The 21,618-nt window shown below is 72.6% G+C and carries 17 protein-coding genes; 8 read left to right on the top strand and 9 right to left on the bottom strand.

The features are described 5' to 3' along the window. Positions 1-529: 529 nt before the first annotated feature. Positions 530-1,312 (top strand): transcriptional repressor LexA, encoded by a 783-nt coding sequence (lexA, locus tag ACZ6PY_RS23330; protein ID WP_466074991.1) that lies wholly within the window; start codon positions 530-532, stop codon positions 1,310-1,312. 49 nt (positions 1,313-1,361) lie between these two features. On the opposite strand, the gene ACZ6PY_RS23325 is transcribed toward lexA, so the two are convergent. Both ACZ6PY_RS23325 and hflX read right to left on the bottom strand, forming a co-directional pair. Next, entirely contained in the window at positions 1,362-2,963 is a 1,602-nt protein-coding gene (locus tag ACZ6PY_RS23325; protein WP_466074990.1) for a hypothetical protein, read from the bottom strand. Between the two features lie 50 nt (positions 2,964-3,013). Continuing rightward, positions 3,014-4,477 (bottom strand): GTPase HflX, encoded by a 1,464-nt coding sequence (gene hflX / locus ACZ6PY_RS23320; protein ID WP_466074989.1) that lies wholly within the window; start codon positions 4,475-4,477, stop codon positions 3,014-3,016. A 196-nt stretch (positions 4,478-4,673) separates the two neighbouring features. On the opposite strand from hflX, the gene ACZ6PY_RS23315 reads away from it, so the two are divergent. Further along, on the top strand, positions 4,674-6,146 hold the full coding sequence (locus tag ACZ6PY_RS23315; protein WP_466074988.1) for an NAD-dependent malic enzyme: 1,473 nt from the start codon (positions 4,674-4,676) through the stop codon (positions 6,144-6,146). Between the two features lie 171 nt (positions 6,147-6,317). Here ACZ6PY_RS23315 and dapF read toward each other — a convergent pair whose 3' ends face one another. The 3 genes from dapF to ACZ6PY_RS23300 are packed head-to-tail and all read right to left on the bottom strand — an operon-like array spanning position 6,318 to position 8,793. Further along, a complete protein-coding gene (gene dapF / locus ACZ6PY_RS23310; RefSeq protein WP_466074987.1) occupies positions 6,318-7,163 on the bottom strand; it encodes a diaminopimelate epimerase in 846 nt (281 codons plus the stop codon). A gap of 8 nt (positions 7,164-7,171) precedes the next feature. Beyond that, positions 7,172-8,089 (bottom strand): tRNA (adenosine(37)-N6)-dimethylallyltransferase MiaA, encoded by a 918-nt coding sequence (gene miaA, locus ACZ6PY_RS23305; RefSeq protein ID WP_466075235.1) that lies wholly within the window; start codon positions 8,087-8,089, stop codon positions 7,172-7,174. Further along, on the bottom strand, positions 8,074-8,793 hold the full coding sequence (locus ACZ6PY_RS23300) for a class III extradiol ring-cleavage dioxygenase family protein (protein WP_466074986.1): 720 nt from the start codon (positions 8,791-8,793) through the stop codon (positions 8,074-8,076). The genes miaA and ACZ6PY_RS23300 overlap by 16 nt, the downstream gene beginning before the upstream one ends. Positions 8,794-8,995: 202 nt before the next feature. On the opposite strand from ACZ6PY_RS23300, the gene ACZ6PY_RS23295 reads away from it, so the two are divergent. After that, positions 8,996-10,204, top strand: a complete 1,209-nt coding sequence (locus ACZ6PY_RS23295) for a DUF349 domain-containing protein (protein ID WP_466074985.1) — start codon at positions 8,996-8,998, stop codon at positions 10,202-10,204. Positions 10,205-10,550: 346 nt separating this feature from the next. Continuing rightward, on the top strand, positions 10,551-12,164 hold the full coding sequence (locus tag ACZ6PY_RS23290) for a cellulase family glycosylhydrolase (RefSeq protein WP_466074984.1): 1,614 nt from the start codon (positions 10,551-10,553) through the stop codon (positions 12,162-12,164). Positions 12,165-12,215: 51 nt separating this feature from the next. Here the strand turns inward: ACZ6PY_RS23290 and miaB are convergent, their stop codons facing one another. The 3 genes from miaB to selD all read right to left on the bottom strand — a co-directional run bounded on the left by miaB (position 12,216) and on the right by selD (position 15,622). Further along, complete coding sequence (gene miaB / locus ACZ6PY_RS23285; protein WP_466074983.1) at positions 12,216-13,715, bottom strand: tRNA (N6-isopentenyl adenosine(37)-C2)-methylthiotransferase MiaB; 1,500 nt, start codon at positions 13,713-13,715, stop codon at positions 12,216-12,218. Between the two features lie 194 nt (positions 13,716-13,909). After that, positions 13,910-14,389, bottom strand: a complete 480-nt coding sequence (locus tag ACZ6PY_RS23280; protein ID WP_466074982.1) for a hypothetical protein — start codon at positions 14,387-14,389, stop codon at positions 13,910-13,912. Between the two features lie 237 nt (positions 14,390-14,626). Next, positions 14,627-15,622 (bottom strand): selenide, water dikinase SelD, encoded by a 996-nt coding sequence (gene selD, locus ACZ6PY_RS23275; RefSeq protein WP_466074981.1) that lies wholly within the window; start codon positions 15,620-15,622, stop codon positions 14,627-14,629. Between the two features lie 191 nt (positions 15,623-15,813). Here selD and ACZ6PY_RS23270 point away from each other — a divergent pair, with 191 nt between their 5' ends. The 4 genes from ACZ6PY_RS23270 (at position 15,814) to ACZ6PY_RS23255 (ending at position 19,133) form a co-directional block, all read left to right on the top strand. Further along, positions 15,814-16,569: an amino acid ABC transporter ATP-binding protein gene (locus ACZ6PY_RS23270; RefSeq protein ID WP_313722431.1), complete on the top strand. Its 756-nt coding sequence runs from the start codon at positions 15,814-15,816 to the stop codon at positions 16,567-16,569. Positions 16,570-16,625: 56 nt separating this feature from the next. After that, complete coding sequence (locus tag ACZ6PY_RS23265; RefSeq protein ID WP_466074980.1) at positions 16,626-17,492, top strand: glutamate ABC transporter substrate-binding protein; 867 nt, start codon at positions 16,626-16,628, stop codon at positions 17,490-17,492. 79 nt (positions 17,493-17,571) lie between these two features. Further along, positions 17,572-18,246 carry an amino acid ABC transporter permease gene (locus tag ACZ6PY_RS23260; protein WP_466074979.1) on the top strand — a complete coding sequence of 225 codons (675 nt, stop codon included), beginning with the start codon at positions 17,572-17,574 and terminating at the stop codon, positions 18,244-18,246. Then, a complete protein-coding gene (locus tag ACZ6PY_RS23255; RefSeq protein ID WP_466074978.1) occupies positions 18,246-19,133 on the top strand; it encodes an amino acid ABC transporter permease in 888 nt (295 codons plus the stop codon). Before ACZ6PY_RS23260 ends, ACZ6PY_RS23255 begins: the two co-directional genes overlap by 1 nt. 75 nt (positions 19,134-19,208) lie before the next feature. On the opposite strand, the gene rny is transcribed toward ACZ6PY_RS23255, so the two are convergent. Beyond that, entirely contained in the window at positions 19,209-20,975 is a 1,767-nt protein-coding gene (gene rny, locus ACZ6PY_RS23250; protein WP_466074977.1) for a ribonuclease Y, read from the bottom strand. Positions 20,976-21,618 lie beyond the last annotated feature (643 nt).

Raw genomic sequence — 21,618 nt, 5'->3', positions numbered from 1 at the left:
ATCGACCGCGGCCCGCCGCCCGCCTCCGGGCACGCGTCACCACGGCGGCACCATCTCTCGATGGCCGTCGCCGGGTCGGCGGTGCGGGAGTGCGGTCGGTAACCGGACCCAACCTGTAGGCAACTTACGCCCTTGTAACCACAACATCTAGGGGTCGACCGTATGCCGTCGCCCTAGCGAGGTCAAGTTGGCCGGCGTGTCCGGCGCGTCATCAGAATCACTCACCCGTGCCACCCCGTCCCGGCCGTACCGAGGAGCCCAACGGCCGGCGGCCGCCGGAGTCACGGGACGCCGGGATAGAACATTCGTTCGAGAGCGACGTACCATTTATCAGAACAGGCGTTCGGAAATCCAGGATTTCGGCGCGACACGCCGACAACAGGTCGTACAGATGTTTGAAAATGGCCGATCTCACCTATACGGTCAACAACGACCGGGCGCGGCGGATCGCGGCGGACCGGTCGACAGCACCGCCTGAGCACGCACCACGAGCCGACGAGGCACCCAGCGCCGACCAGGGAGGACGGACGTGACCGAGGACCGGGCCAGCCGGCAGAAGAACCCGCAGCCGATCGACGGGGCGGGTCCGCCGGCGACCCGTCGCCCCCGCACCGCGCGCACCCGGGCGGCCCAGTCCGCCGTGCGTCCGGTCACCCCGGTGGTCAGCAGCTTCCCCGACCCGGCGACGGTCGACCTCACCGCCCGGCAGCGCCGGATCCTGGAGTTCATCCGCACCTGGGTAGAGCGCCACGGCTACCCGCCGAGCGTGCGCGAGATCGGCGAGGCCGTCGGCCTGGTCTCCCCTTCGAGCGTCGCCTACCAGCTCAAGGAGCTGGAGAAGAAGGGCTTCCTGCGCCGGGATCCCAACCGGCCCCGCGCCGTGGACGTCCGGGCGCCCGGCGACGTCGACGACGAGGCGGCCCGCGCCCAGCGCCCCACCCCCGCCTACGTGCCGATGCTGGGCCGGATCGCCGCCGGTGGTCCGATCCTCGCCGAGCAGGCGGTGGAGGACATCTTCCCCCTCCCCCGCGAGCTGGTCGGTGAGGGCGAGGTCTTCATGCTCCAGGTCAAGGGCGACTCGATGCTCGACGCGGCGATCTGCGACGGCGACTGGGTGGTGGTCCGGCAGCAGCCGACCGCCGAGGTGGGCGACATCGTGGCGGCCATGCTCGACGGCGAGGCGACCGTGAAGACCTACCGGCGGCGCGACGGGCACGTCTGGCTGATGCCGCAGAACCCGGCCTTCGACCCGATCCCCGGCGACGACGCCACCATCATGGGCCGCGTGGTCGCCGTGCTCCGCCGCATCTGAGACGACCAAAAAGGGGGGTGACCGTTGGTCACCCCCCCTTTTTCTGCGCTCAGTAGCGGTCGCCCCGGAACTCCCGGCCGCCGCCCGGGACCTGGCCGTACTGCTGGCCCCCGCCGCCGTAGCGGCCGTCACGCGGGTCCCGGCGGTCGGGCTCGCGGCGCGGCGGTTCGGCCCGGCCCGGGCCGTAGCCTCCGCCCCCACCGGGCCGGCCGCCGCCGTAGCCGCCGCCACCCGGGGAGCCGCCGTAGACCCCACCACCCGGCGGGCGTCCGCCGCCCTGGGGACCACCACCGCCCGCTGGGCCGCCCCCGTAGACGGCGCCACCGCGGCCACCGCCCTGCGGACGGCCACCGCCGTAGACCCCGCCACCCGGCCGCCCGCCGTTCGCCGGGGCGCCGCCGTAGACCCCGCCCGGGCCGCCACCGCCGCCGTAGACCCCGCCGCGCGGCGGGGCGTCGGGCCGGTTGCCCGGCGGGTAGGCGGAGTTGCCCGGGAAGTCGTCGCCGCGCTCGTCGGTCGGCTCGGCCGGCGGCGCCGGCTTGCGCCGGGCCCGCAGGATGCCGAAGATGCCCGCGCCGACCATGAGCGCGCCGACGACGCCGACCGCCGCGATCAGGTACGTGATCTCGTCGAGGCTGAGCCCTTCGATCCAGGACTTCTGCGCCGCCGGCTTGGTGTCGGTCTTGCCGGCGTTGGGCAGCGCCTCGACCCCGGTCGTGGCCGGGGTGTAGCTGAGGACGTCGATCGGGTCCGTGGCGTCGAGCAGGCCGCCGTCGGAGACGGTGAGGAAGGACCTGCCGTCCGGCGCGTACGAGATGGCCTCGCCGAACGGGTCGGCGAGGGGGGTGACCCGGGGCTTGCCGGTGGTCAGCGCGCCGACGACGTTGCCGCCGGTCACGTCGAACTCGAAGGCGTCGGCGTAGGTGCGCAGCACCACCCTGCCGCCGTCGGGCGAGCGGGCCGCGCCCGTGATCAGCAACCGGCCGGGGCCGCCGAGCTTGTTCTCGGTGTTGGTCTTGGGCAGGGTGACCTCGCCGACCTTCTTCATCGGGATGGCCTCGAGGTCACCGCTGCTCTTCAGCCTGACCGTCGGCGTGAAGATCTCCGACTTGCCGGACAGCTCCTTCGTGATGACCAGCGGCAGGCCGTCGTCGCCGACGAGCAGCGCCTCGGCGTCGTGCGGCTCCTTGCCCGGGTAGGCCAGCCGGTGCAGCACCGGCTGCTTCGACCCGCTCAGCGGCATGGTCCAGACCGCGACCCGCTCCCGCCGGGTCTTGGCCTCGACGTTGTCACCCGTGTCGGCGATGAAGAGCGTCTTCCTGTCCGGCCCGACGGCCAGGTCCTCGGTGTCGTAGGGACCGGAGCCCGTGTAGCGGACCGGGTCCTTGGCGATCTCGCACTTCGTGTCGAGGAAGAAGACCCGTTTGCGGCTCTCGTCGTCGGTGCTGTCGTTGATCACGACGTAGCCGGTGCTGGTGGCCACGAGGCCGGACAGCTCCCGGAGCCGCTTGTCGTCGACGGTGCACTTCTTCTTGGGAGCCGCAGCCAGCACGGGGGCCGCGGCGGGAGCCGCCAGGGCGAGCCCGGCCGGTGCCACGACCGCGCCGACGAGGCTCAGCGCGATCGTGACCGAGGAGACAGCGTGCCGCATGGCGCCAAGTGTCGCACGGCCCGCGTTTCCGGCGGGTGACGCCGGACGGCTCACCGCCCGGCGGCCACCGGCTCGTCGCTGGTGAGCCGGTCTCCGGCCCGGTACGGCGCGAGCTCGGCGGCCAGCGCCTCGCCCACCCGGACGTGCAGCAGCGTGCCCTCGGGCAGGTGCGCCGTGCTGAGCACCTCGCCCTGCCGGTGCACCCGGGCAACCAGGTCGCCCCGGTCGTACGGGAGCACCGCACGGACCTCGACGGCCGGCCGCGGGAGCCGCTGCTCGACGGCCTCGCGCAGCCCGTCGAGCCCGCGCCCGCTGTGCGCGGAGACGAGGACCGCCTCCGGCCAGAGCCGCTTGAGCCGCAGCAGCGTCTCCTCGTCGGCGGCGTCGACCTTGTTGACCACCAGAAGCTCGGGCAGCCGGTCGGCGCCCACCTCGGCGAGCACCTCGCGGACCGCCCGGACCTGCTCCTCCGGGTCCGGGTGGGTGCCGTCGACCACGTGCACCACCAGGTCGGCGTCGGCGACCTCCTCCAGCGTCGAGCGGAACGCCTCGACGATCTGGTGCGGCAGGTGCCGGACGAACCCGACCGTGTCGGAGAGGGTGTAGAGCCGGCCGTCGGAGGCGGTGGCCCGGCGGGTGGTCGGGTCCAGGGTGGCGAACAGCGCGTTCTCCACCAGCACTCCCGCCCCGGTGAGGCGGTTGAGCAGGCTGGACTTGCCGGCGTTGGTGTAGCCGGCGATGGCCACCGCGGGCACCGCGTTGCGGGAGCGGCGGGCACGCTTGGTCTGGCGTACCGTCGTCATGCTCTTGATCTCGCGCCGCAGCCGCGCGATGCGGTGCCGGATCCGGCGCCGGTCGGTCTCGAGCTTGGTCTCACCCGGACCGCGCAGACCCACGCCGCCGCCGGCGCCGCCGCCGCGGCCGCTACCACCGGTCTGCCGGGAGAGGGTCTCACCCCAACCGCGCAGTCGCGGCAGCAGGTATTCGAGCTGGGCCAGCTCGACCTGCGCCTTGCCCTCGCGGCTCTTGGCGTGCTGGGCGAAGATGTCGAGGATCAGGGCGGTGCGGTCGACCACCTTGACCTTCGTGCGCTGCTCCAGGTTGCGCAGCTGCGACGGGGACAGCTCACCGTCGCAGATGACCGTGTCGGCGCCGGTGGCGAGCACCACCGCGCTCAGGTCGTCGACCTTGCCCCGACCGATGTAGGTCGCCGGGTCCGGCCGGTTGCGCCGCTGGATCAGGCCCTCGAGCACCTGCGAGCCGGCCGTCTCGGCCAGCGCCGCCAGCTCGGTGAGGCTGTTGTCGGCGTCGGCCTGGGTCCCCTCGGTCCAGACGCCCACGAGGACAACCCGCTCCAGCCGCAGCTGGCGGTATTCGACCTCGGTGATGTCGCTGAGCTCGGTGGAGAGGCCGGGGACCCGCCGCAGCGCCTGCCGCTCCGACAGCTCGAACTCGCCGGTGGTGGCGTCGAGCTCGTCGTCCTCGTAGGGAAGGAAGGTCTCCTGGTCTCGCAAACCGCGACTCCTGTCCGTTATGTCTTTTGCCGGGGCATTTCCGGTGTGCATGAGCATCCTGACATGTACCAACGTCCGACGCACCCGCTATATGCCCGTGACGCTACTAACCGGTAGCGGGGTCGGATGCCGGCCGACCTGGGCGGGCGAGTAGAAATGCCAGGCGAGCCGCTCAGCGTCGACGGAGGAGTTATTCGTGGCCAACACCCGACTGCCGAGTGCCGGATTCTCGATCACGATCCGGATCGCGGTCCCCGCGGACGCCTCCTCCATCGGGCGGCTGACCACCGCGGCGGGCGAGGCCGGCGCCATCGTCACCGCCCTGGACGTGGTCGACTCCGACCCGGCGCACGTGATCGTCGACCTCACCTGCGACACCGCCGACGCCGGTCACGCCGACCAGGTGGTCGACGCGCTGACCGCGCTCGACGGGGTGGACGTCCGCAAGGTCTCCGACCGGACGTTCCTGCTCCACCTGGGCGGCAAGATCGAGGTCAACTCGAAGGTCGCGCTGCGCAACCGGGACGAGCTGTCCCGCGCGTACACGCCGGGGGTGGCCCGGGTCTGCATGGCGATCGCCGAGAACCCGGCCGACGCCCGCCGGCTCACCATCAAGCGCAACACCGTCGCCGTGGTCAGCGACGGCTCCGCCGTACTCGGCCTGGGCAACCTCGGCCCGGCCGCCTCGCTGCCCGTGATGGAGGGCAAGGCGGCGCTGTTCAAGCGCTTCGGCGGGGTGGACGCCTGGCCGGTGGTGCTGGACACCCAGGACACCGACGAGATCGTGCAGATCGTCAAGGCGATCGCGCCCGCGTACGGGGGCATCAACCTGGAGGACATCGCCGCGCCGCGCTGCTTCGAGATCGAGGCCCGGCTGCGCGAGGCGCTGGACATCCCGGTCTTCCACGACGACCAGCACGGCACCGCGATCTGCGTGCTGGCCGCGCTGACCAACGCACTGCGGGTGGTGGGCAAGAACCTCTCGGACGTCCGCGTCGTCGTCTCCGGCGCCGGCGCGGCCGGCACCGCGATCATGAAGCTGCTGCTGCGGCAGGGCGTGGGCGACATCATCGCGTACGACCGGCAGGGCGCCCTGCACCGCGACCTGCCCGATCTCAACCCGGCCTGGCGGTGGCTGGCGGAGAACACCAACAAGGAGAACTACGCCGGCGACCTGCCCGGCGCGGTCCGGGGCGCGGATGTGTTCATCGGCGTGAGCGCGCCGAACCTGCTCACCGGCGACGACATCGCCACCATGGCGAAGGACGCGATCGTGTTCGCGCTGGCCAACCCCGATCCGGAGGTGGACCCGCGGGAGGCCCGCAAGCACGCCGCCGTGGTCGCCACCGGCCGGTCCGACCAGCCGAACCAGATCAACAACGTGCTCGCCTTCCCGGGCGTCTTCCGCGGCATGCTCGACGCGCACGCCGAGGAGTTCACCGAGGAGATGGCGATCGCGGCGGCCCGGGCCATCGCGGACGTGGTCGGCGAGGACAAGATCAACCCGACGGTGATCGTGCCGAGCGTCTTCGACTCGCGGGTCGCCCCGGCCGTCGCCGCCGCCGTGCGCGCCGCCGCCCAGAACCCGGCCGCGACGCCCCCGCCGGCTGCCGACCCGGGCCCGGCCGACCTCCCGGAGATCGCCGCCAACGCCAGCGCCACCCCCTGACCACCCCTCCGGGTGCGGTTGTTGTCGCCAGGGCGACAACAACCGCACCCGAACCCGACGCCCTCTCGCGTGATCATGAGGTTGGCCGCCCCGAACCGGGACAGAACGACCAGCCAACTTCATGATCACCGAAGCGGGCCGCGGCGGGCCAGCAGTGGGCACAGCCCGGGGTTACGCGCCTGGGGCGGGGAGGGTGATCGTGCCCGTGGCGACCAGGACGGCGGGGCCGGAGAGCCAGCAGGTGTCCTCGGTGATCGTGATGGTGAGGCGGCCGCCGGGGACGTCGACGGTCATGGTGCCGGTCTCGCGGCCGGCGTCGCGCAGCGCCACGGCGGCCACCGCGCAGGCGCCGGTGCCGCAGGAGAGCGTCTCGGCCGAACCCCGCTCGTAGACCCGCATGAGCACGTGCCCGTCGGTGCCCTCGACCGGCTCGCCCGGGCTGGTGAACTCGACGTTCACCCCGGCCGGGAAGACGGACGGGTCGACGTCGGGCGCCCGGGTGAGGTCCAGGCCGCCCAGCTCCAGGCTGGCGGGCAGCGCGCAGACCAGGTGCGGGTTGCCCACGTCCACGGCCGCGCCGGTCAGGGTGAGCCCGCCCAGGGTGGCGGTGGCCGTGTCGTACAGCCGGGGGCGGCGCATCTCGACGGCGACGTCGGCCCCCTCGACCCGGGCGCGGACCAGGCCGGCCCGGGTGGCCAGCGGAACGGTCCCGCCGGTCGGGGTGGCCAGGCCGGTCTCCAGCAGGTAGCGGACGAAGACCCGGGCCCCGTTGCCGCACATCTCGGCGAACGAGCCGTCGGAGTTCCAGTAGTCCATGAACCACTCGGCGTCACCGGCCAGCGCGGCGCCGTCCGGGTGCTTGGCGGCGCGTACCACGCGCAGCACACCGTCGCCGCCCAGGCCGCGCCGCCGGTCGCAGAGCGCGGCGACCAGGCGGGGCGTCAGGTCGAGCGCCCCGTCCGGGTCGGGCAGGATGACGAAGTCGTTGCCGGTGCCGTGGCCCTTGGTGAACTCCACGCCCCCAATCATTCCCGATGCTCGGCGACCACCCGCAGCGCAGTGTCGAGAAACTCCGGGGAGGCCGAGTCCAGCCAGTGGATCCGCGGGTCGCGGCGGAACCAGGAGCGCTGCCGGCGGACGAACCGACGGGTGGCCCGCACGGTCTCCTCGTGCGCCTGCTCCTCGGTCAGCTCCCCGGCCAGGAAGCGCAGCACCTGCTGGTAGCCGAGCGCCCGGCTGGCCGTCCGCCCCTCGGGCAGGCCCTGGCCGACGAGCGTCCGCGTCTCGGCGACCAGGCCGTCGGCCCACATCCGGTCCACCCGCCGGGCGATCCGCTCGTCCAGCAGCGAGGTGTCCAGGTCGACGCCGAGCTGCACCGACGGGTAGTACGGCGTCGGCGCGGGAAGCGACGCGGTGAACGGCGCGCCGGTCAGCTCGACGACCTCCAGGGCCCGGACGATGCGCCGCCCGTTGCTCGGCAGGATGCCCGCCGCGGCCACCGGGTCGGCCTCGGCCAGCCGGGCGTGCAGCGGAGCGGGGCCGACCTCGGCCAGCTCCGCCTCCAGCCGCTCCCGCACGGCCGGGTCGGTGCCGGGGAACTCGAACTGCTCCAGCACCGCCCGCAGGTAGAGCCCGGAGCCGCCTACCAGCAGCGGCACCCGACCCCGGGCCAGGATGTCGTCCACCGCCGCGCGGGCCAGCTTCTGGTATTCGGCGACGCTGGCCGGCTCGGTCACCGGCCAGATGTCGAGCAGGTGGTGCGGCACGCCCTCCCGCTCGGCCGGGGTCAGCTTGGCGGTGCCGATGTCCATGCCCCGGTAGAGCTGCATGGAGTCGGCGTTGACCACCTCGCCGTCGAGGGCGTGCGCCAGGGCGATGCTCAGCGCCGACTTGCCCGCCGCGGTCGGCCCGACCACGGCGACGACGGTCACGCCTTCTCCCAGGTGGCCACGAAGTAGGCAACGCCGTAGGGGGCCCGGTGGTAGCTCACGTCGCCGCGCCAGTCGCCGCCCGCCGCGCGGACCGCGCCGGCCAGCACCTGCCACGGCGCCCGCCCGGCGGCTTTCAGCTCCGCCGACAGCGCCGGGTCCAGGCCGAGCAGGGCCTCGGCGTCCGCGCCGGCCAGGGCCGCGGCGACCCCCTCGTCGTACGCGGGCGCGCGCGGGTCGTCGTAGCCGGGCGCCTTGACGCCCCGGCAGGCCGACCCGTCGCCGAGCACCAGCAGCGCGATCCGCTCGCCGGCCGCGGCGACCAGCTCGGCGCCGAGGGCCGCGCACTCGGCCGGGGACGCGTCGGCGGCGACCGCCCGGGCCAGCCGGGGCAGCTCGGTGCCGGACCGGTTCACCAGCCAGGCGCCGATGGTCAGGCTCAGCGGCAGCACCTCGGCTCCCGAGCAGGCGACCTTCCACAGGCGCACCGGTCGGTTCAGACCGTAGCCACGCAGCGAGCCGGAGTCAGCAGCCTGCAAAGTCCTGCTTACCGGCCCGGCGCCGAGCAGCAGGATCACCTCGGGGTCGGCGGCGAGCAGCCGGGCCACGGCCGCGTCGGCGGCGGCCCGGAGGTCGTCCAGCTCGGGCGCGGCGGCGCCGGCCAGCTCCGGCACGATCAGGGGCGGGTGGGGGCAGACGGCGGCGGCGACCAGGGGCACCGGTCCAACCTATCCGCATCCCCCGGTGCGTCCCCGCGCCGATCCGGTCATCGAGGCCCTACGACACCGTATGGTCACGGTCGACGACAGGCGCTCGACACGGACCGGGTCGGACCTGTGACAATGCCGGGAGAACTTTGCTGCGCCGTGGCGGCGATCGCGGGAGGTGTCCCGTCGACGCCGGGAGAACGAGGATGGGCACATGAGCGACTGGACTGCCTTCGGACGGGTGGACGAGGACGGCACCGTCTACGTCAAGACCGCCGAGGGCGAGCGGGTGGTCGGATCCTGGCAGGCGGGGGCACCGGAGGAAGGGCTCGCCCACTTCGCCCGGCGCTTCGCCGACCTGGTGACGGAGGTGGATCTGACCGAGGCCCGACTCAACTCGGGTGCGGCGGACGCCGGCCACTCGCTGACCACGATCCGGCGGATCCGCGCGTCGCTGGCCGAGGCGCACGTCGTCGGTGACATCGACGCTCTGGCCGCCCGCCTGGACAAGCTCGCCACGGTGGCCGAGGAGAAGGCCGGCGAGGCCCGCGCCGCCCGCGACGCTGCCCGCGGCGAGGCCCTCGCGCGCAAGACCGCCCTGGTCGAGGAGGCGGAGAAGCTGGCCGCCGAGTCGACCGGCTGGAAGACCGCCGGCGACCGGCTCAAGGAGATCCTCGACGAGTGGAAGACCATCCGCGGGGTCGACAAGAAGGCCGACGGTGAGCTGTGGAAGCGGTTCGCCGCCGCGCGGGACGGCTTCACCCGCCGCCGGGGCGCCCACTTCGCCTCCCTGGACCAGCAGCGCAAGCAGGCGCAGGGGGTCAAGGAGGAGCTGGTCGCCGAGGCCGAGAAGCTCAAGGAGTCTACCGACTGGGGTGCCACGGCCAACCAGCTCAAGGACCTGATGGCCCAGTGGAAGGCCGCTCCGCGCGCCTCCAAGGAGGCCGAGCAGAAGCTCTGGGAACGGTTCCGGGCGGCGCAGGACGAGTTCTTCACCCGGCGCAGCGAGGTCTTCTCGGCGCGGGACAACGAGCAGCGGGCCAACCTGGAGCGCAAGCAGGCCCTGCTCGCCGAGGCCGAGGCGCTCGACGTCGACGGCGACCCGAAGGGCGCCCAGGCGAAGCTGCGGGAGATCCAGGCGCAGTGGCACGAGGCCGGCCGGGTGCCGCGCGAGGCGGCCGCCGGGCTGGAGCGCCGGCTGCGGGCCGTCGACGACAAGGTCCGCGAGGTCATGGACTCGGCGTGGCGGCGGACCTCCAAGGAGGACAACCCGCTCCTGGCCCAGATGCGGGCCCAGGTCGCGGAGGCCGAGGACCGGCTGGCCCGGGCCCAGGCGGCCGGCGACGCCCGCCGGATCAAGGAGGCCGAGCAGGCGCTCGCCTCGAAGCGGCAGTTCCTCCAGCTCGCCGAGCAGGCCGGCTGACCCGACGCGTCCCGGAAGCCCCCGGTCCCGCCACGGGACCGGGGGCTTCCGTCTGTCCCGTCGGGCCGGTGCGCCAGGCCGGGATCGGGGCGGGTGCGCGCCGCTGGTTGACGGCATCGAGCCAGGCTGATCAGAATGGGCGGCGGAGCCAGGTTCCGACACCGGCGCGAGGGCACCGACGGCCGATCCGGCCGTCGACGGTCGCCGGTGCTCCCCCGCGGGTGGCCGTCCACGTGACACGGCCCGACGCGCGCTGTCCGCGTACTCGATGACGAGCGGGCCGTCTCCCCCTGGTCCTCCCGCTCGCGGCGCTCGCGCGGCGCGGGCATCCGAAGTGGAGCTCGTCATGCACCGACCCACCGCCCTCGGCGGCGCCCTCGCGGCGCTCGCCACCGCCGCGGCCGGCGTCCTCGTCGCCGCCGCCGTCAGCACCACCCCGGCCGCCGCCGCGACCGCCGGGACCGGCACCGGCTACCTGCACACCAGCGGCAACAAGATCGTCGACAGCACGGGGGCCACGGTCCGGCTCACCGGCATCAACTGGTTCGGCATGGAGACCGACAACAAGACCTTCCACGGTCTGTGGTCGAGCAACCCGTGGCGCGGCCAGCTCGACACCATGGCCCGGCTCGGCTACAACACGCTGCGCATCCCCTACTCGAACGACGCCCTGAAGCCGGGCGCGACGGCCACCGGCATCAACGACTTCGTCAACCCGGACCTGGTCGGCCTCTCCCCGCTGCAGATCCTCGACAAGGTGATCGACTACGCGGGCAGCAAGGGGATGCGGGTCATCCTGGACCGGCACCGGCCCACCTCGGCCGGGCAGTCGCCGCTCTGGTACACCTCGACGGTGTCGGAGGCGACCTGGATCGCCGACTGGAAGATGCTGGCCCAGCGGTACGCGAACAACACCACGGTGATCGGCGCGGACCTGCACAACGAGCCGCACGCCGAGGGCACCAACCCGGCCGCCACAGGCGCCTGCTGGGGCTGCGGCGACACCGCACGGGACTGGCGGCTCGCCGCCGAGCGGGCCGGCAACGCGATCCTCGGCGTGCAGCCGAACTGGCTGATCTTCGTGGAGGGCGTGAGCTGCCCGAGCGGCGGCCTGTCGAACGTCTGGGACAACGACCCGAGCAACGACGAGGACTGCGGCTGGTGGGGCGGCAACCTGTCGAAGGCCGGGCAGTTCCCGGTCCGGCTGAACGTGGCCAACCGGCTGGTCTACTCCCCGCACGAGTACGCCACGTCGGTCTACCACCAGGCCTGGTTCGACGACCCGACCTACCCGGCGAACATGCCGGCGATCTGGGACAAGTACTGGGGCTACCTCTACAAGCAGAACCTCGCCCCGATCATGATGGGCGAGTTCGGCACCACGCTCCAGGACCCGAAGGACAAGGTGTGGCTGCAGAACCTGATGGCGTACACCGGCACCGGGGTGTCCGGGATGTCCTTCACCTACTGGTCGTGGAACCCGAACTCGGGTGACACCGGCGGCATCGCCAACGACGACTGGACCACGATCAACCAGGCCAAGCAGGACATCCTCCAGCCCTACCTGATCCCGCCAGCGGGTGGGGGCACCACCAGCCCGTCGCCGACGGGCACCCCGAACACGTCGCCGAGCCCGACCACGCCGGCCCCGACCGGCGGCTGCACGGCCAGCTACAAGCAGGTCAACGCGTGGCAGGGCGGCTTCCAGGGCGAGCTGACCGTGAAGAACACCGGCACCGCGGCGGTCAACCCGTGGTCGGCGACCTGGACGTGGCCGTCCGGGGTGACGCTGGCCAGCGGCTGGAACGCCACCGTCACCCAGTCCGGCACCACGGTCACCGCGGCCGCCCCGACCTGGGCGGCGTCGCTCGCGCCGGGCGCGTCGGTGACCGTCGGCTTCACGGCCAACGGCACGGCCGCCGCGCCGGGCGCCGTGAAGCTCAACGGCACCGCCTGCTGAACGGGCGACGGCCGGGGCCGCCACGGGGCGGTCCCGGCCGTCGGCGGTCGCTCAGTGCGCGGCGCAGCCGCCGGTGGGGGCGGGCGCCGCGGCCGGCGCGCCGATCGTCGGCAGCCCGAGCAGCACCCCGGGGGTACGCGGGGCGCGCCCCGCCTCGGCCGCGTCGCCGGCCCGGGTGCGCCGGTGCGACAGCGGCTCCCCGTCGGCGTTGAGGTGGTGCGGGGCGGCGTAGGTGACCGTGGTGTGCACGATGTCGCCCGGACGGATGCTCCCGGCCAGCGACCCGGCGTCGAAGTGTACGAGCCGGCCGTCGCGGGCTCGGCCGGACAGCCGGCCGGTGCGCTCGTCCTTGCGCCCCTCGCCGACCGCGACCAGCACCTCGACGGTCTCACCGACCAGCCGGCGGTTCTCCGCCCAGGTGATCTCCTCGACCGTGGCGATCAACCGCTCGTACCGCTCCTGCACGACCTGCTTGGGCAGCTGGCCGTCCATGGTGGCGGCCGGGGTGCCGGGGCGCTTCGAGTACTGGAACGTGAACGCCGACGAGAAGCGGGCCTCGCGGACCACGTCGAGGGTCTTCTCGAAGTCGGCGTCGGTCTCGCCGGGGAAACCGACGATGATGTCCGTGGTGATCGCCGCGTCGGGCATCGCGGCCCGGACCTTCTCGATGATCCCCAGGTACTTCTCCGACCGGTACGAGCGGCGCATGGCCCGCAGCACGTCGTCGGAGCCGGACTGCAGCGGCATGTGCAGCGAGTGGCAGACGTTGGGCGTCTCGGCCATCGCGGCGATCACGTCGTCGGTGAAGTCCTTCGGGTGCGGGCTGGTGAACCGGACCCGCTCCAGGCCGTCGATGTCGCCGCAGGCGCGCAGCAGCTTGCCGAAGGCGTACCGGTCGCCGAACTCGACGCCGTAGGAGTTGACGTTCTGCCCGAGCAGGGTCACCTCCAGCACGCCCTCGTCGACCAGGGCGCGCACCTCGGAGAGGATGTCGCCGGGGCGGCGGTCCTTCTCCTTGCCGCGCAGCGAGGGCACGATGCAGAACGTGCAGGTGTTGTTGCAGCCCACCGAGATCGACACCCAGCCGGCGTACGTCGACTCGCGCCGGGTCGGCAGCGTGGACGGGAAGACGTCGAGGGATTCGAGGATCTCCACCTCGGCGGCGGTGTTGTGCCGCGCGCGCTCCAGCAGCACCGGCAGCGAGCCGATGTTGTGCGTGCCGAAGACCACGTCCACCCAGGGCGCCTTGCGGACGATCTCGCCGCGGTCCTTCTGGGCCAGGCAGCCGCCGACCGCGATCTGCATTCCGGGGTGCCTGTCCTTCACGGGGCGCAGATGACCCAGGTTGCCGTAGAGCCGGTTGTCGGCGTTCTCCCGGACGGCGCAGGTGTTGAACACCACCACGTCGGGCTGCTCGTCGGCCTCGGCGGCACGCACGTAGCCGGCCTGTTCGAGCAGGCCGGAGATGCGCTCGGAGTCGTGCACGTTCATCTGGCAGCCGTACGTGCGCACCTGGTAGGTGCGCGGGCTGCCCGCGGCTGCGGTAGTCATGACCCGGACAGCGTATCCGGGTGGAGCTGGTCGGACCGAACGAGGAGGAGCCGTGTGCCGGAGCGTCACGACCCCGCTGGCGGTCCGGGGCCAGCAGCCGGCGACCCGGGGCTGAGCCGCCGGTCCCGGCCGGTCCCCCGCCGCCGGTGACGCGGCGGATGCCGGGCCGGCGCGAGGGCCACCCCCGCCGCCGGTCAGGCGGCGGCGAGGGCCGGGGCGACCGAGTCGGGGGCCCACCGCGAGCGGTGGCACTGCGACCAGCCCCGGCAGCGGGGGTCCGCCACGGTGCAGAGCCGCTGGTCGCTGAGGACCTCGCCGTCGTCGGTCTCGACCACGTCGAAGTGCACCGGGCGGATCGTGCCGTCCGGGGCGACCAGCAGGTGCCGCCCGGCGTCGAGGGTGTCGTCGCGCATCAGGCAGTTGCGGTCCAGCAGCCGGGCCAGCGCCGCGATGTTGGGCAGCTCGGGCAGGCGCTCGGGCACCCCGTAGCAGTCGACCACGGTCCCGTACGCCCCGGGCGCCTCCCAGACGTCGCAGACCACCGCGTACGCGGGAAGTCGGGCCGGGTCGGCGACGGCGAGGGGCATCACCACCCGGCCGAGCGCCTCGGCCAGCGCCGGGTAGACCTCCACCGGCGCCGCGCCGTCGATTCTCCAGTTCCACAGCTCGGTCATGCCGCCTCCTCGCTGCGCTCATCCCACCGGCCTCCGGATCGGGCCTTACTCACGATGGTGGGGTGCTTTTGACCTCAGCCGGGCGCAAGTTACCGGTCTGTGACCATTCCGGGCAAAATTTCCCTGGGCCGCCTTGCCCAGAGTAGCGGGAAGGTGACAGTTTATCGGGTATGGTGCCGCGTTCGCGACACGAACCACCGGGGTGTGGTGACGGATTCGCGAATCCCACCGAGCGGTTCAGCGCACCCGGACCAGGTGGTCACTCGCCGGCAGCAGCTCACCGACCACCGTGCCGCCCGGCACCTCGCCCGCCACCAGCAGCCCGCCCGAGGTCTGCGCGTCGGCCAGCAGCAGCCGCTCCCCCTCACCGACCGCGCCGAAGTCGGTCCACGGGCTCACCCAGTCCAGGTTGCGCCGGGTGCCGCCGCTGACGAACCCGTCGCGCAACGCCTCCCGGGCGCCCGGCAGGTAGGGCACCGCGGCCGCGTCGATCGACACGGTGAGCCGGCTGGCCCGGGCCAGCTTCGAAGCGTGCCCGAGCAGCCCGAACCCGGTCACGTCGGTGCCGCAGCGGATTCCGGCCGCGACGGCCGCCCGCGCCGCGTCCCGGTTCAGCCGGGCCATCGAGGCGACCGCCTCCGGGAACCGCTCCCCGGTGCGCTTGTGCCGGGTGTTCAACACCCCGACGCCGAGCGGCTTGGTCAGCGACAGCGGCAGGCCGGCCCGACCGGCGTCCAGGGTGATCAGCTCCTCGGGCCGGACCACCCCGGTGACGGCCAGGCCGTACTTCGGGCCGTCGTCGTCGACGCTGTGCCCGCCGGCCAGGTGGCAACCGGCCTCCCGGGCCACGTCCTGACCGCCGCGCAGCACCTCCCGGGCCAGCTCCAGCGGCAGCACCTCCCGGGGCCAGCAGAGCAGGTTCAGCGCGACCAGCGGGGTGCCGCCCATGGCGTACACGTCGGAGAGGGCGTTGGCCGCGGCGATGCGCCCCCAGTCGTAGGCGTCGTCCACCACCGGGGTGAAGAAGTCGGCGGTGCTGACCAGGCCGGTGCGTTCGTCCAGCCGGACCACCGCGGCGTCGTCGCCGTGCTCCAGGCCGACCAGCAGCTCGGCGGCGCCGACGGCCGGGGCCAACCCGGCCACCATCGTCTCCAGCTCGCCCGGCGGGATCTTGCAGGCGCACCCGCCGCCGCGGGCGTAATCGGTCAGCCGGAGGACGTCTGTCATCCCCACATGATCGCCGTCGACGCGCGTGGCCGCCACCGGGACGCCCCGCTCCGTGACGGAATTCGGACGCACGGGTACGGCGGTGACCGGTGTTACCGCTCCGTGACCATTCGAGTTGCGTTCTGCCACATCACGCCGCCTACAGTGGCCCAACCAGGGGTCTCGCGACCCCGCTTTCCGTACGGACGACAGGGACGGTGAACGACGTGACGACGGGCGAACCGCTGATCGTGCTGGACGGGGTGAACAAGTGGTTCGGCCCGCTGCACGTGCTGGACGACGTCTCGCTCTCCGTCGGCAGGGGCGAGGTGGTCGTGGTCATCGGCCCGTCCGGCTCCGGCAAGTCGACGCTCTGCCGGGCGATCAACCGGCTGGAGCCGATCAACTCGGGCACCATCACCTTCGACGGCACCCCGCTGCCGGCCGAGGGCAAGGCGCTGGCCAAGCTGCGCAGCGAGGTCGGCATGGTGTTCCAGTCGTTCAACCTCTTCGCGCACAAGACCATCCTGGAGAACGTCACCCTCGGCCCGGTGAAGGTGCGCCGCGAGAAGCCGGCCGCCGCCCGCGAGCGCGGCCTGGCCCTGCTCGACCGGGTCGGCATCGCCAACCAGGCGGACAAGTACCCGGCGCAGCTCTCCGGCGGCCAGCAGCAGCGGGCGGCCATCGCCCGCGCGCTGGCCATGCAGCCCAAGGCGATGCTCTTCGACGAGCCCACCAGCGCGCTCGACCCGGAGATGGTCGGCGAGGTGCTGGAGGTGATGACCTCGCTGGCCAGCGACGGCATGACCATGGTCGTGGTCACCCACGAGATGGGCTTCGCCCGGCACGCGGCCAACCGGGTCATCTTCATGGCCGACGGCAAGCTCGTCGAGGACGCGCCGCCGGCGGAGTTCTTCGCGAACCCGCGCAGCGAGCGGGCCAAGGACTTCCTCTCCAAGATCCTCACGCACTGAGCGTCCGTACTGGAGCGCGCCGTCCCCCGGCGGCTCTTTCGAAGAAGGAGATGAGTATGCGTATGAAGCGCGTGGCGGCGGTCGCCGCGGCGGCGACCCTGGCGCTCGGCATGAGCGCCTGCGGCGGCGACGGGGACGGCGGCTCCGGCAGCAGCGGGGCCAAGGGCATCATCGGCAAGGCGCAGAACCAGAAGAAGCTGGTCATCGGCGTGAAGGCCGACCAGCCGGGCCTGGGCCTGCAGACCGGCAGCCAGTACGAGGGCTTCGACATCGAAATCGGCAAGATCGTGGCCAAGGGCCTCGGCGTCGACGCGAACAACATCGAGTGGAAGACCACCGTGTCGTCCAACCGCGAGCCCTTCATCCAGCAGGGCACCGTCGACCTCGTCGTGGCGACCTACACGATCAACGACGAGCGCAAGCAGAAGGTCAACTTCGCCGGCCCGTACTTCATCGCCGGTCAGGACCTGCTGGTCAAGGCGGACTCCACCCTCACCGGGCCGGAGGCGCTGGACGGGAAGACGGTCTGCTCGGTGACCGGCTCCACTCCGGCCAAGCGGATCCAGACGGACCACCCGAAGGCGAAGCTCCAGCAGTTCGACTCGTACTCCAAGTGCCTGCCGCTGCTGGAGAACGGCCAGGTCGACGCGGTGACCACCGACGACATCATCCTCGCCGGCTACGCCGCGCAGTCCCAGTACGCCGGCAAGTTCAAGGTGGTCGGCAAGCCCTTCTCCACCGAGCCCTACGGCATCGGCCTGAAGAAGGACGACAAGGACGGCTGCGAGAAGGTCAACGAGATCCTCAAGGCCGCCGCCGCGGACGGCACCTACAAGGCCGCCTGGGACGCCACCCTGGGCAAGAGCGGCAAGGCCGCGCCCGAGCTGGACACCACCAAGCTGACCAACTGCGGCAGCGTCTGACCGGTTCCGGGGCCGGCATCCCTAGGGGTGCCGGCCCCGGCCTGTCGCGACGCCGACGACGTGCCCCGGGAGTCGACGCATGCACGTATTCGCTGATCCGACCAACTTCGACGCGTACGTGTCGGGTTTTCTGTGGATTCTCAAGCTCACCGGCGCCTCGGCCGTGTTCTCGCTGGTGCTCGGCGTGTTGCTCGCCGCGTTCCGGGTGTCACCGGTGCCGGTGCTGCGCGGCCTCGGCGCTGCGTGGGTCAACATCTTCCGCAACACGCCGCTCACGCTGATCATCTTCTTCTGCTACTTCGGCCTCTTCTCCACGCTCGGTCTGCGGCTGTCGGACGACCTGGACCTGAACAACTACTGGCTCGGGGTGGTCGGCCTGTCGGTCTACACCGCCGCGTTCGTATGCGAGGCGGTCCGCTCCGGCGTCAACACCGTCCCGGCCGGTCAGGCGGAGGCGGCCCGCGCGATCGGGCTGACCTTCTTCCAGACCCTGCGCATCGTGATCCTGCCGCAGGCCGGGCGGGCCGTGGTGGCCCCGCTGGGCAGCGTGCTCATCGCGCTGTGCAAGAACGCCACGATCGTCGGCACCATCGGGCTGATGGAGTCGTCAAGCGTCATGAAGGATCTGATCAACAGCAACGGCGACGCCGTCATCCCGATCTTCCTGGTCTTCGCGGGCACGTTCGCTGCGATCCTGATCCCGACCGGCTACCTGTTCGGCTGGCTGGCCAACCGACTGGCGGTGAAGCGCTGATGAGCACCGGCTCCATTCTCTACGACCACCCGGGGCCGCGGGCCCGCGTCCGCAACCGGGTGCTCAGCGTCGTCTTCGGCGTCGCCCTGCTTGCGCTGCTGTGGTGGATCTACAGCAAGTTCGACCAGGCCGGCCAGTGGGAGGGCCGGCTGTGGAAGCCCTTCACCGAGCCGACGACGTGGACCCAGTTCATCCTGCCGGCGTTGCTGCAGACGCTGTATGCCGCGGCCACCGGCATGGTGCTCTCGCTGACCTTCGGCATCGTCTTCGCGGTCGGCCGGCTCTCCGACCACTGGTGGCTTCGGATCCCGGCCGGCGTGGTGGTGGAGTTCTTCCGGGCCGTGCCGCTGCTGCTGATGATCTTCTTCATCTTCTACGGCGTGCCGTTCCTCATCCAGGGGCCGGTCTCGGCGTTCTGGGCTGTGGTCGTCGGCCTCACCCTCTACAACGGGTCGGTGCTGGCCGAGGCGTTCCGGGCCGGTATCCGCTCCATTCCCGGTGGCCAGTCCGAGGCGGGCTACGCGGTGGGCATGCGCAAGGGCCAGGTAATGCGGCTGATCCTGGTGCCGCAGGCCGCCCGGGCCATGCTGCCGGTGATCGTCAGCCAGCTCGTCGTGCTGCTCAAGGACACCGCGCTCGGCTACATCGTGGCCTTCCCCGAGCTGCTGCAGCGGGGCGTCAACGACCTCTCGGCCAACTACGGCAACGTGGTCGCCGCCGCGATGGTGGCGGCCGCCATCTTCATCGTGATCAACTCGCTGCTCACCGCGCTGGCCGGCTGGCTGGACCGGCGTACCCGGCGGCGGGGCTTCCGGATCCCGAGGCAGACCGCGGCGCCGGACTCGACCCCGGCCGGCGGCGCCACCGTGGCGGAGCCGCAGGGCTGACCGCCCGCCCGTCCACACGACGAAGCCCTGCCCCTCGCGGAGGTGGCAGGGCTTCGTCGTGACGCCGGGGCCCGGTCAGCGGGCGATCTCGGTGACCCGGGACTCGCGGACCACCGTCACCCGGATCTGACCGGGATAGGTCAGCTCCTCCTCGATCTGCTTGGCCACGTCCCGGGCCAGGACCGCCGCGCCGATGTCGTCGACGTCCTCGGGCTTGACCATCACCCGGATCTCCCGGCCGGCCTGCATGGCGAAGACCTTGTCGACGCCGAGCTTGCCGGCCGCGATCTCCTCGATCCGCTCCAGCCGCTTGACGTACGCCTCCAGGCTCTCGCGCCGCGCCCCGGGCCGCCCGCCCGAGCAGGCGTCCGAGGCCTGGGTGAGCACCGCCTCGATGGTCTGCGGGGGGACCTCGTTGTGGTGCGCCTCGATGGCGTGCACCACGTCCTCGCTCTCCCCGTACTTGCGGGCCAGGTCGGCGCCGATGATGGCGTGGCTGCCCTCGACCTCGTGGGTGAGCGCCTTGCCGATGTCGTGCAGGAACGCGCAGCGCTTGATGGTCGGCACGTCCAGCCGCAGCTCGGCGGCCATGATCCCGGCGATGTGCGCGGTCTCCACGAGGTGCTTGAGCACGTTCTGCCCGTACGACGTCCGGTAGCGGAGCCGGCCGAGCAGGGTGACCAGCTCCGGGTGGATCTCGGTGATGCCGACCTCGACCAGGGCGTCCTCGGCGGCCCGGTGGCAGAGCTCCTCCACCTCGTGCCGGGCCAGGTCGTAGACCTCCTCGATCCGGTGCGGGTGGATCCGGCCGTCGAGCACCAGCTTCTCCAGCGTCAGCCGGCCGACCTCCCGGCGTACCGGGTCGAAGCAGGAGAGCAGGACCGCCTCGGGGGTGTCGTCGATGATCAGGTTGACCCCGGTGACCGACTCGAAGGCGCGGATGTTGCGCCCCTCCCGGCCGATGATCCGCCCCTTCATCTCGTCCCCGGGCAGGTGCAGGACGCTGACCACGCTCTCCGCGGTCTGCTCGCTGGCCACCCGCTGGATGGCGTCGACCACGATGTGCCGGGCCCGCTGCTCGGCGGTGCCGCGCGCGTCGGCCTCGATCTCCCGGACCAGCAGCGCGGCTTCCCGCTTGGCCTGCCCCTCGATCGACTCGACCAGCTCGGCCCGGGCCGCGTCGGCGGTCAGGCCGGCCACCCGCTCCAGCTCGCGGCGGCGCTGTTCCTCGGCGTCGGTGAGCGCCCGCTCCCGTTCCACCAGGGCGGCCTCCCGGGCGGCGAGCGCGGCGCTCGCGGCGGTGAGCTGCCGCTCCCGCTCGGCGAGCCGCTCGACCTCCTCGGTGTGCAGGCGTTCCCGCTCGTCCATGCGGGCGGCCCGCCGCTCGACCTCGGCGGCCTGTTCCCGGGTGGTCGCGGCGAGCACCGCCACCTCCCGTTCGCCGCTGCGGCGGGCGGCGGCGCGGAGCTGGTCGGCGTCCGCCTCGGCCTGCTTGTGCGCCCGCTCCAGCACCGTGTCGGCCTCGGCCCGGGCGTCGTCGAGCACCCGCCGGGCCTCGGCCCGCGCAGCCTTCGCCTCGGCCTTGGCGGCGGCCGCCTCGGCGCGGGCCGCGGCGGCGGCCGACTTGGCCACGTCGATGGTGCTGTTCGCCTCGTCGGCGGCGTTGCGCAGGGCCGCCAGGGACTGCTCCTGGCGGTCCTTCTCGGCGATGAAGGCCGGATCCTCGGGGGCGGGCGCGAGACTGAGCCGGCGCATGGCGCGCACGCCGAACAGGACGGCGCCGACCACCACCACGACGAGCAGCAGCACCACCGCCAGGATGACGACGTCGAAGGCGCTCATGCGGCCGCTCCGAGCGGGCGGGCGCCCGCTCCGGTCCGGCTCGGGCAGCCGCCCGGCGAGGAGCGGCCGGCCGCGTCTGGAAGACCGCCGGTGAACCTGTGCCGCCCCGCCATGGCCGCCTCCCCTGAACGTCGGCACCGCAGGCGGCGTGCGGACGGCACGCGCCTGCGGCTCTGGACGCCCGACCGGAGCGGCTGGCTGTGGATAGCTTTCCGTCGGCGGTGACCCCTTTCGGGGCATCGCCGGCGGCCGGTTGCAGTTGTCGGTCGGCCCCGGACCGACCGTCCGGAGCTGCCGTCAAGGCCGGTGAAGCTGGCCAAAGTGATGCTGTTCTGTTACGCGATCTATGTTGTGCGCTTAGCCTGCGCTGGTCGGGCAAAGTGAGCCTGTATGGCGAGGCTAGGTCTCCGAGGGCCGTTCGGTCAAGAACTCATGATCAAACCACCCGGACGGAGAGAAGTTGGCGCGTCACTCAGCGCTGTCCAGATGCCGGACACGGCCGGACAAAACTCGCCCGTCGCGACCTCCCCGGCGGCGTTCCCGACCTGCTCAGGACGGCCACACCACCCTTCTCGGACGCCGTGCGGGGTGACCCGTCGCCGGCTCCGGCGAGGCCACAACTTCTCGCCGGAGTGACTCGCGT

It is taken from the genome of Micromonospora sp. NPDC048907 (genome assembly GCF_055586885.1).
This window is presented reverse-complemented; position numbering and strand designations above follow the sequence as displayed.

Coding starts and splice junctions, on each gene's coding strand:
- ACZ6PY_RS23325 (WP_466074990.1), bottom strand. CDS start 2,963: ATGCGGCACGCTGTCTCCTCGGTCACGATCGCGCTGAGCCTCGTCGGC.
- ACZ6PY_RS23295 (WP_466074985.1), top strand. CDS start 8,996: ATGAGCGACTGGACTGCCTTCGGACGGGTGGACGAGGACGGCACCGTC.
- ACZ6PY_RS23290 (WP_466074984.1), top strand. CDS start 10,551: ATGCACCGACCCACCGCCCTCGGCGGCGCCCTCGCGGCGCTCGCCACC.
- miaB (WP_466074983.1), bottom strand. CDS start 13,715: ATGACTACCGCAGCCGCGGGCAGCCCGCGCACCTACCAGGTGCGCACG.
- ACZ6PY_RS23280 (WP_466074982.1), bottom strand. CDS start 14,389: ATGACCGAGCTGTGGAACTGGAGAATCGACGGCGCGGCGCCGGTGGAG.
- ACZ6PY_RS23265 (WP_466074980.1), top strand. CDS start 16,626: ATGCGTATGAAGCGCGTGGCGGCGGTCGCCGCGGCGGCGACCCTGGCG.
- ACZ6PY_RS23260 (WP_466074979.1), top strand. CDS start 17,572: ATGCACGTATTCGCTGATCCGACCAACTTCGACGCGTACGTGTCGGGT.
- ACZ6PY_RS23255 (WP_466074978.1), top strand. CDS start 18,246: ATGAGCACCGGCTCCATTCTCTACGACCACCCGGGGCCGCGGGCCCGC.
- rny (WP_466074977.1), bottom strand. CDS start 20,975: ATGAGCGCCTTCGACGTCGTCATCCTGGCGGTGGTGCTGCTGCTCGTC.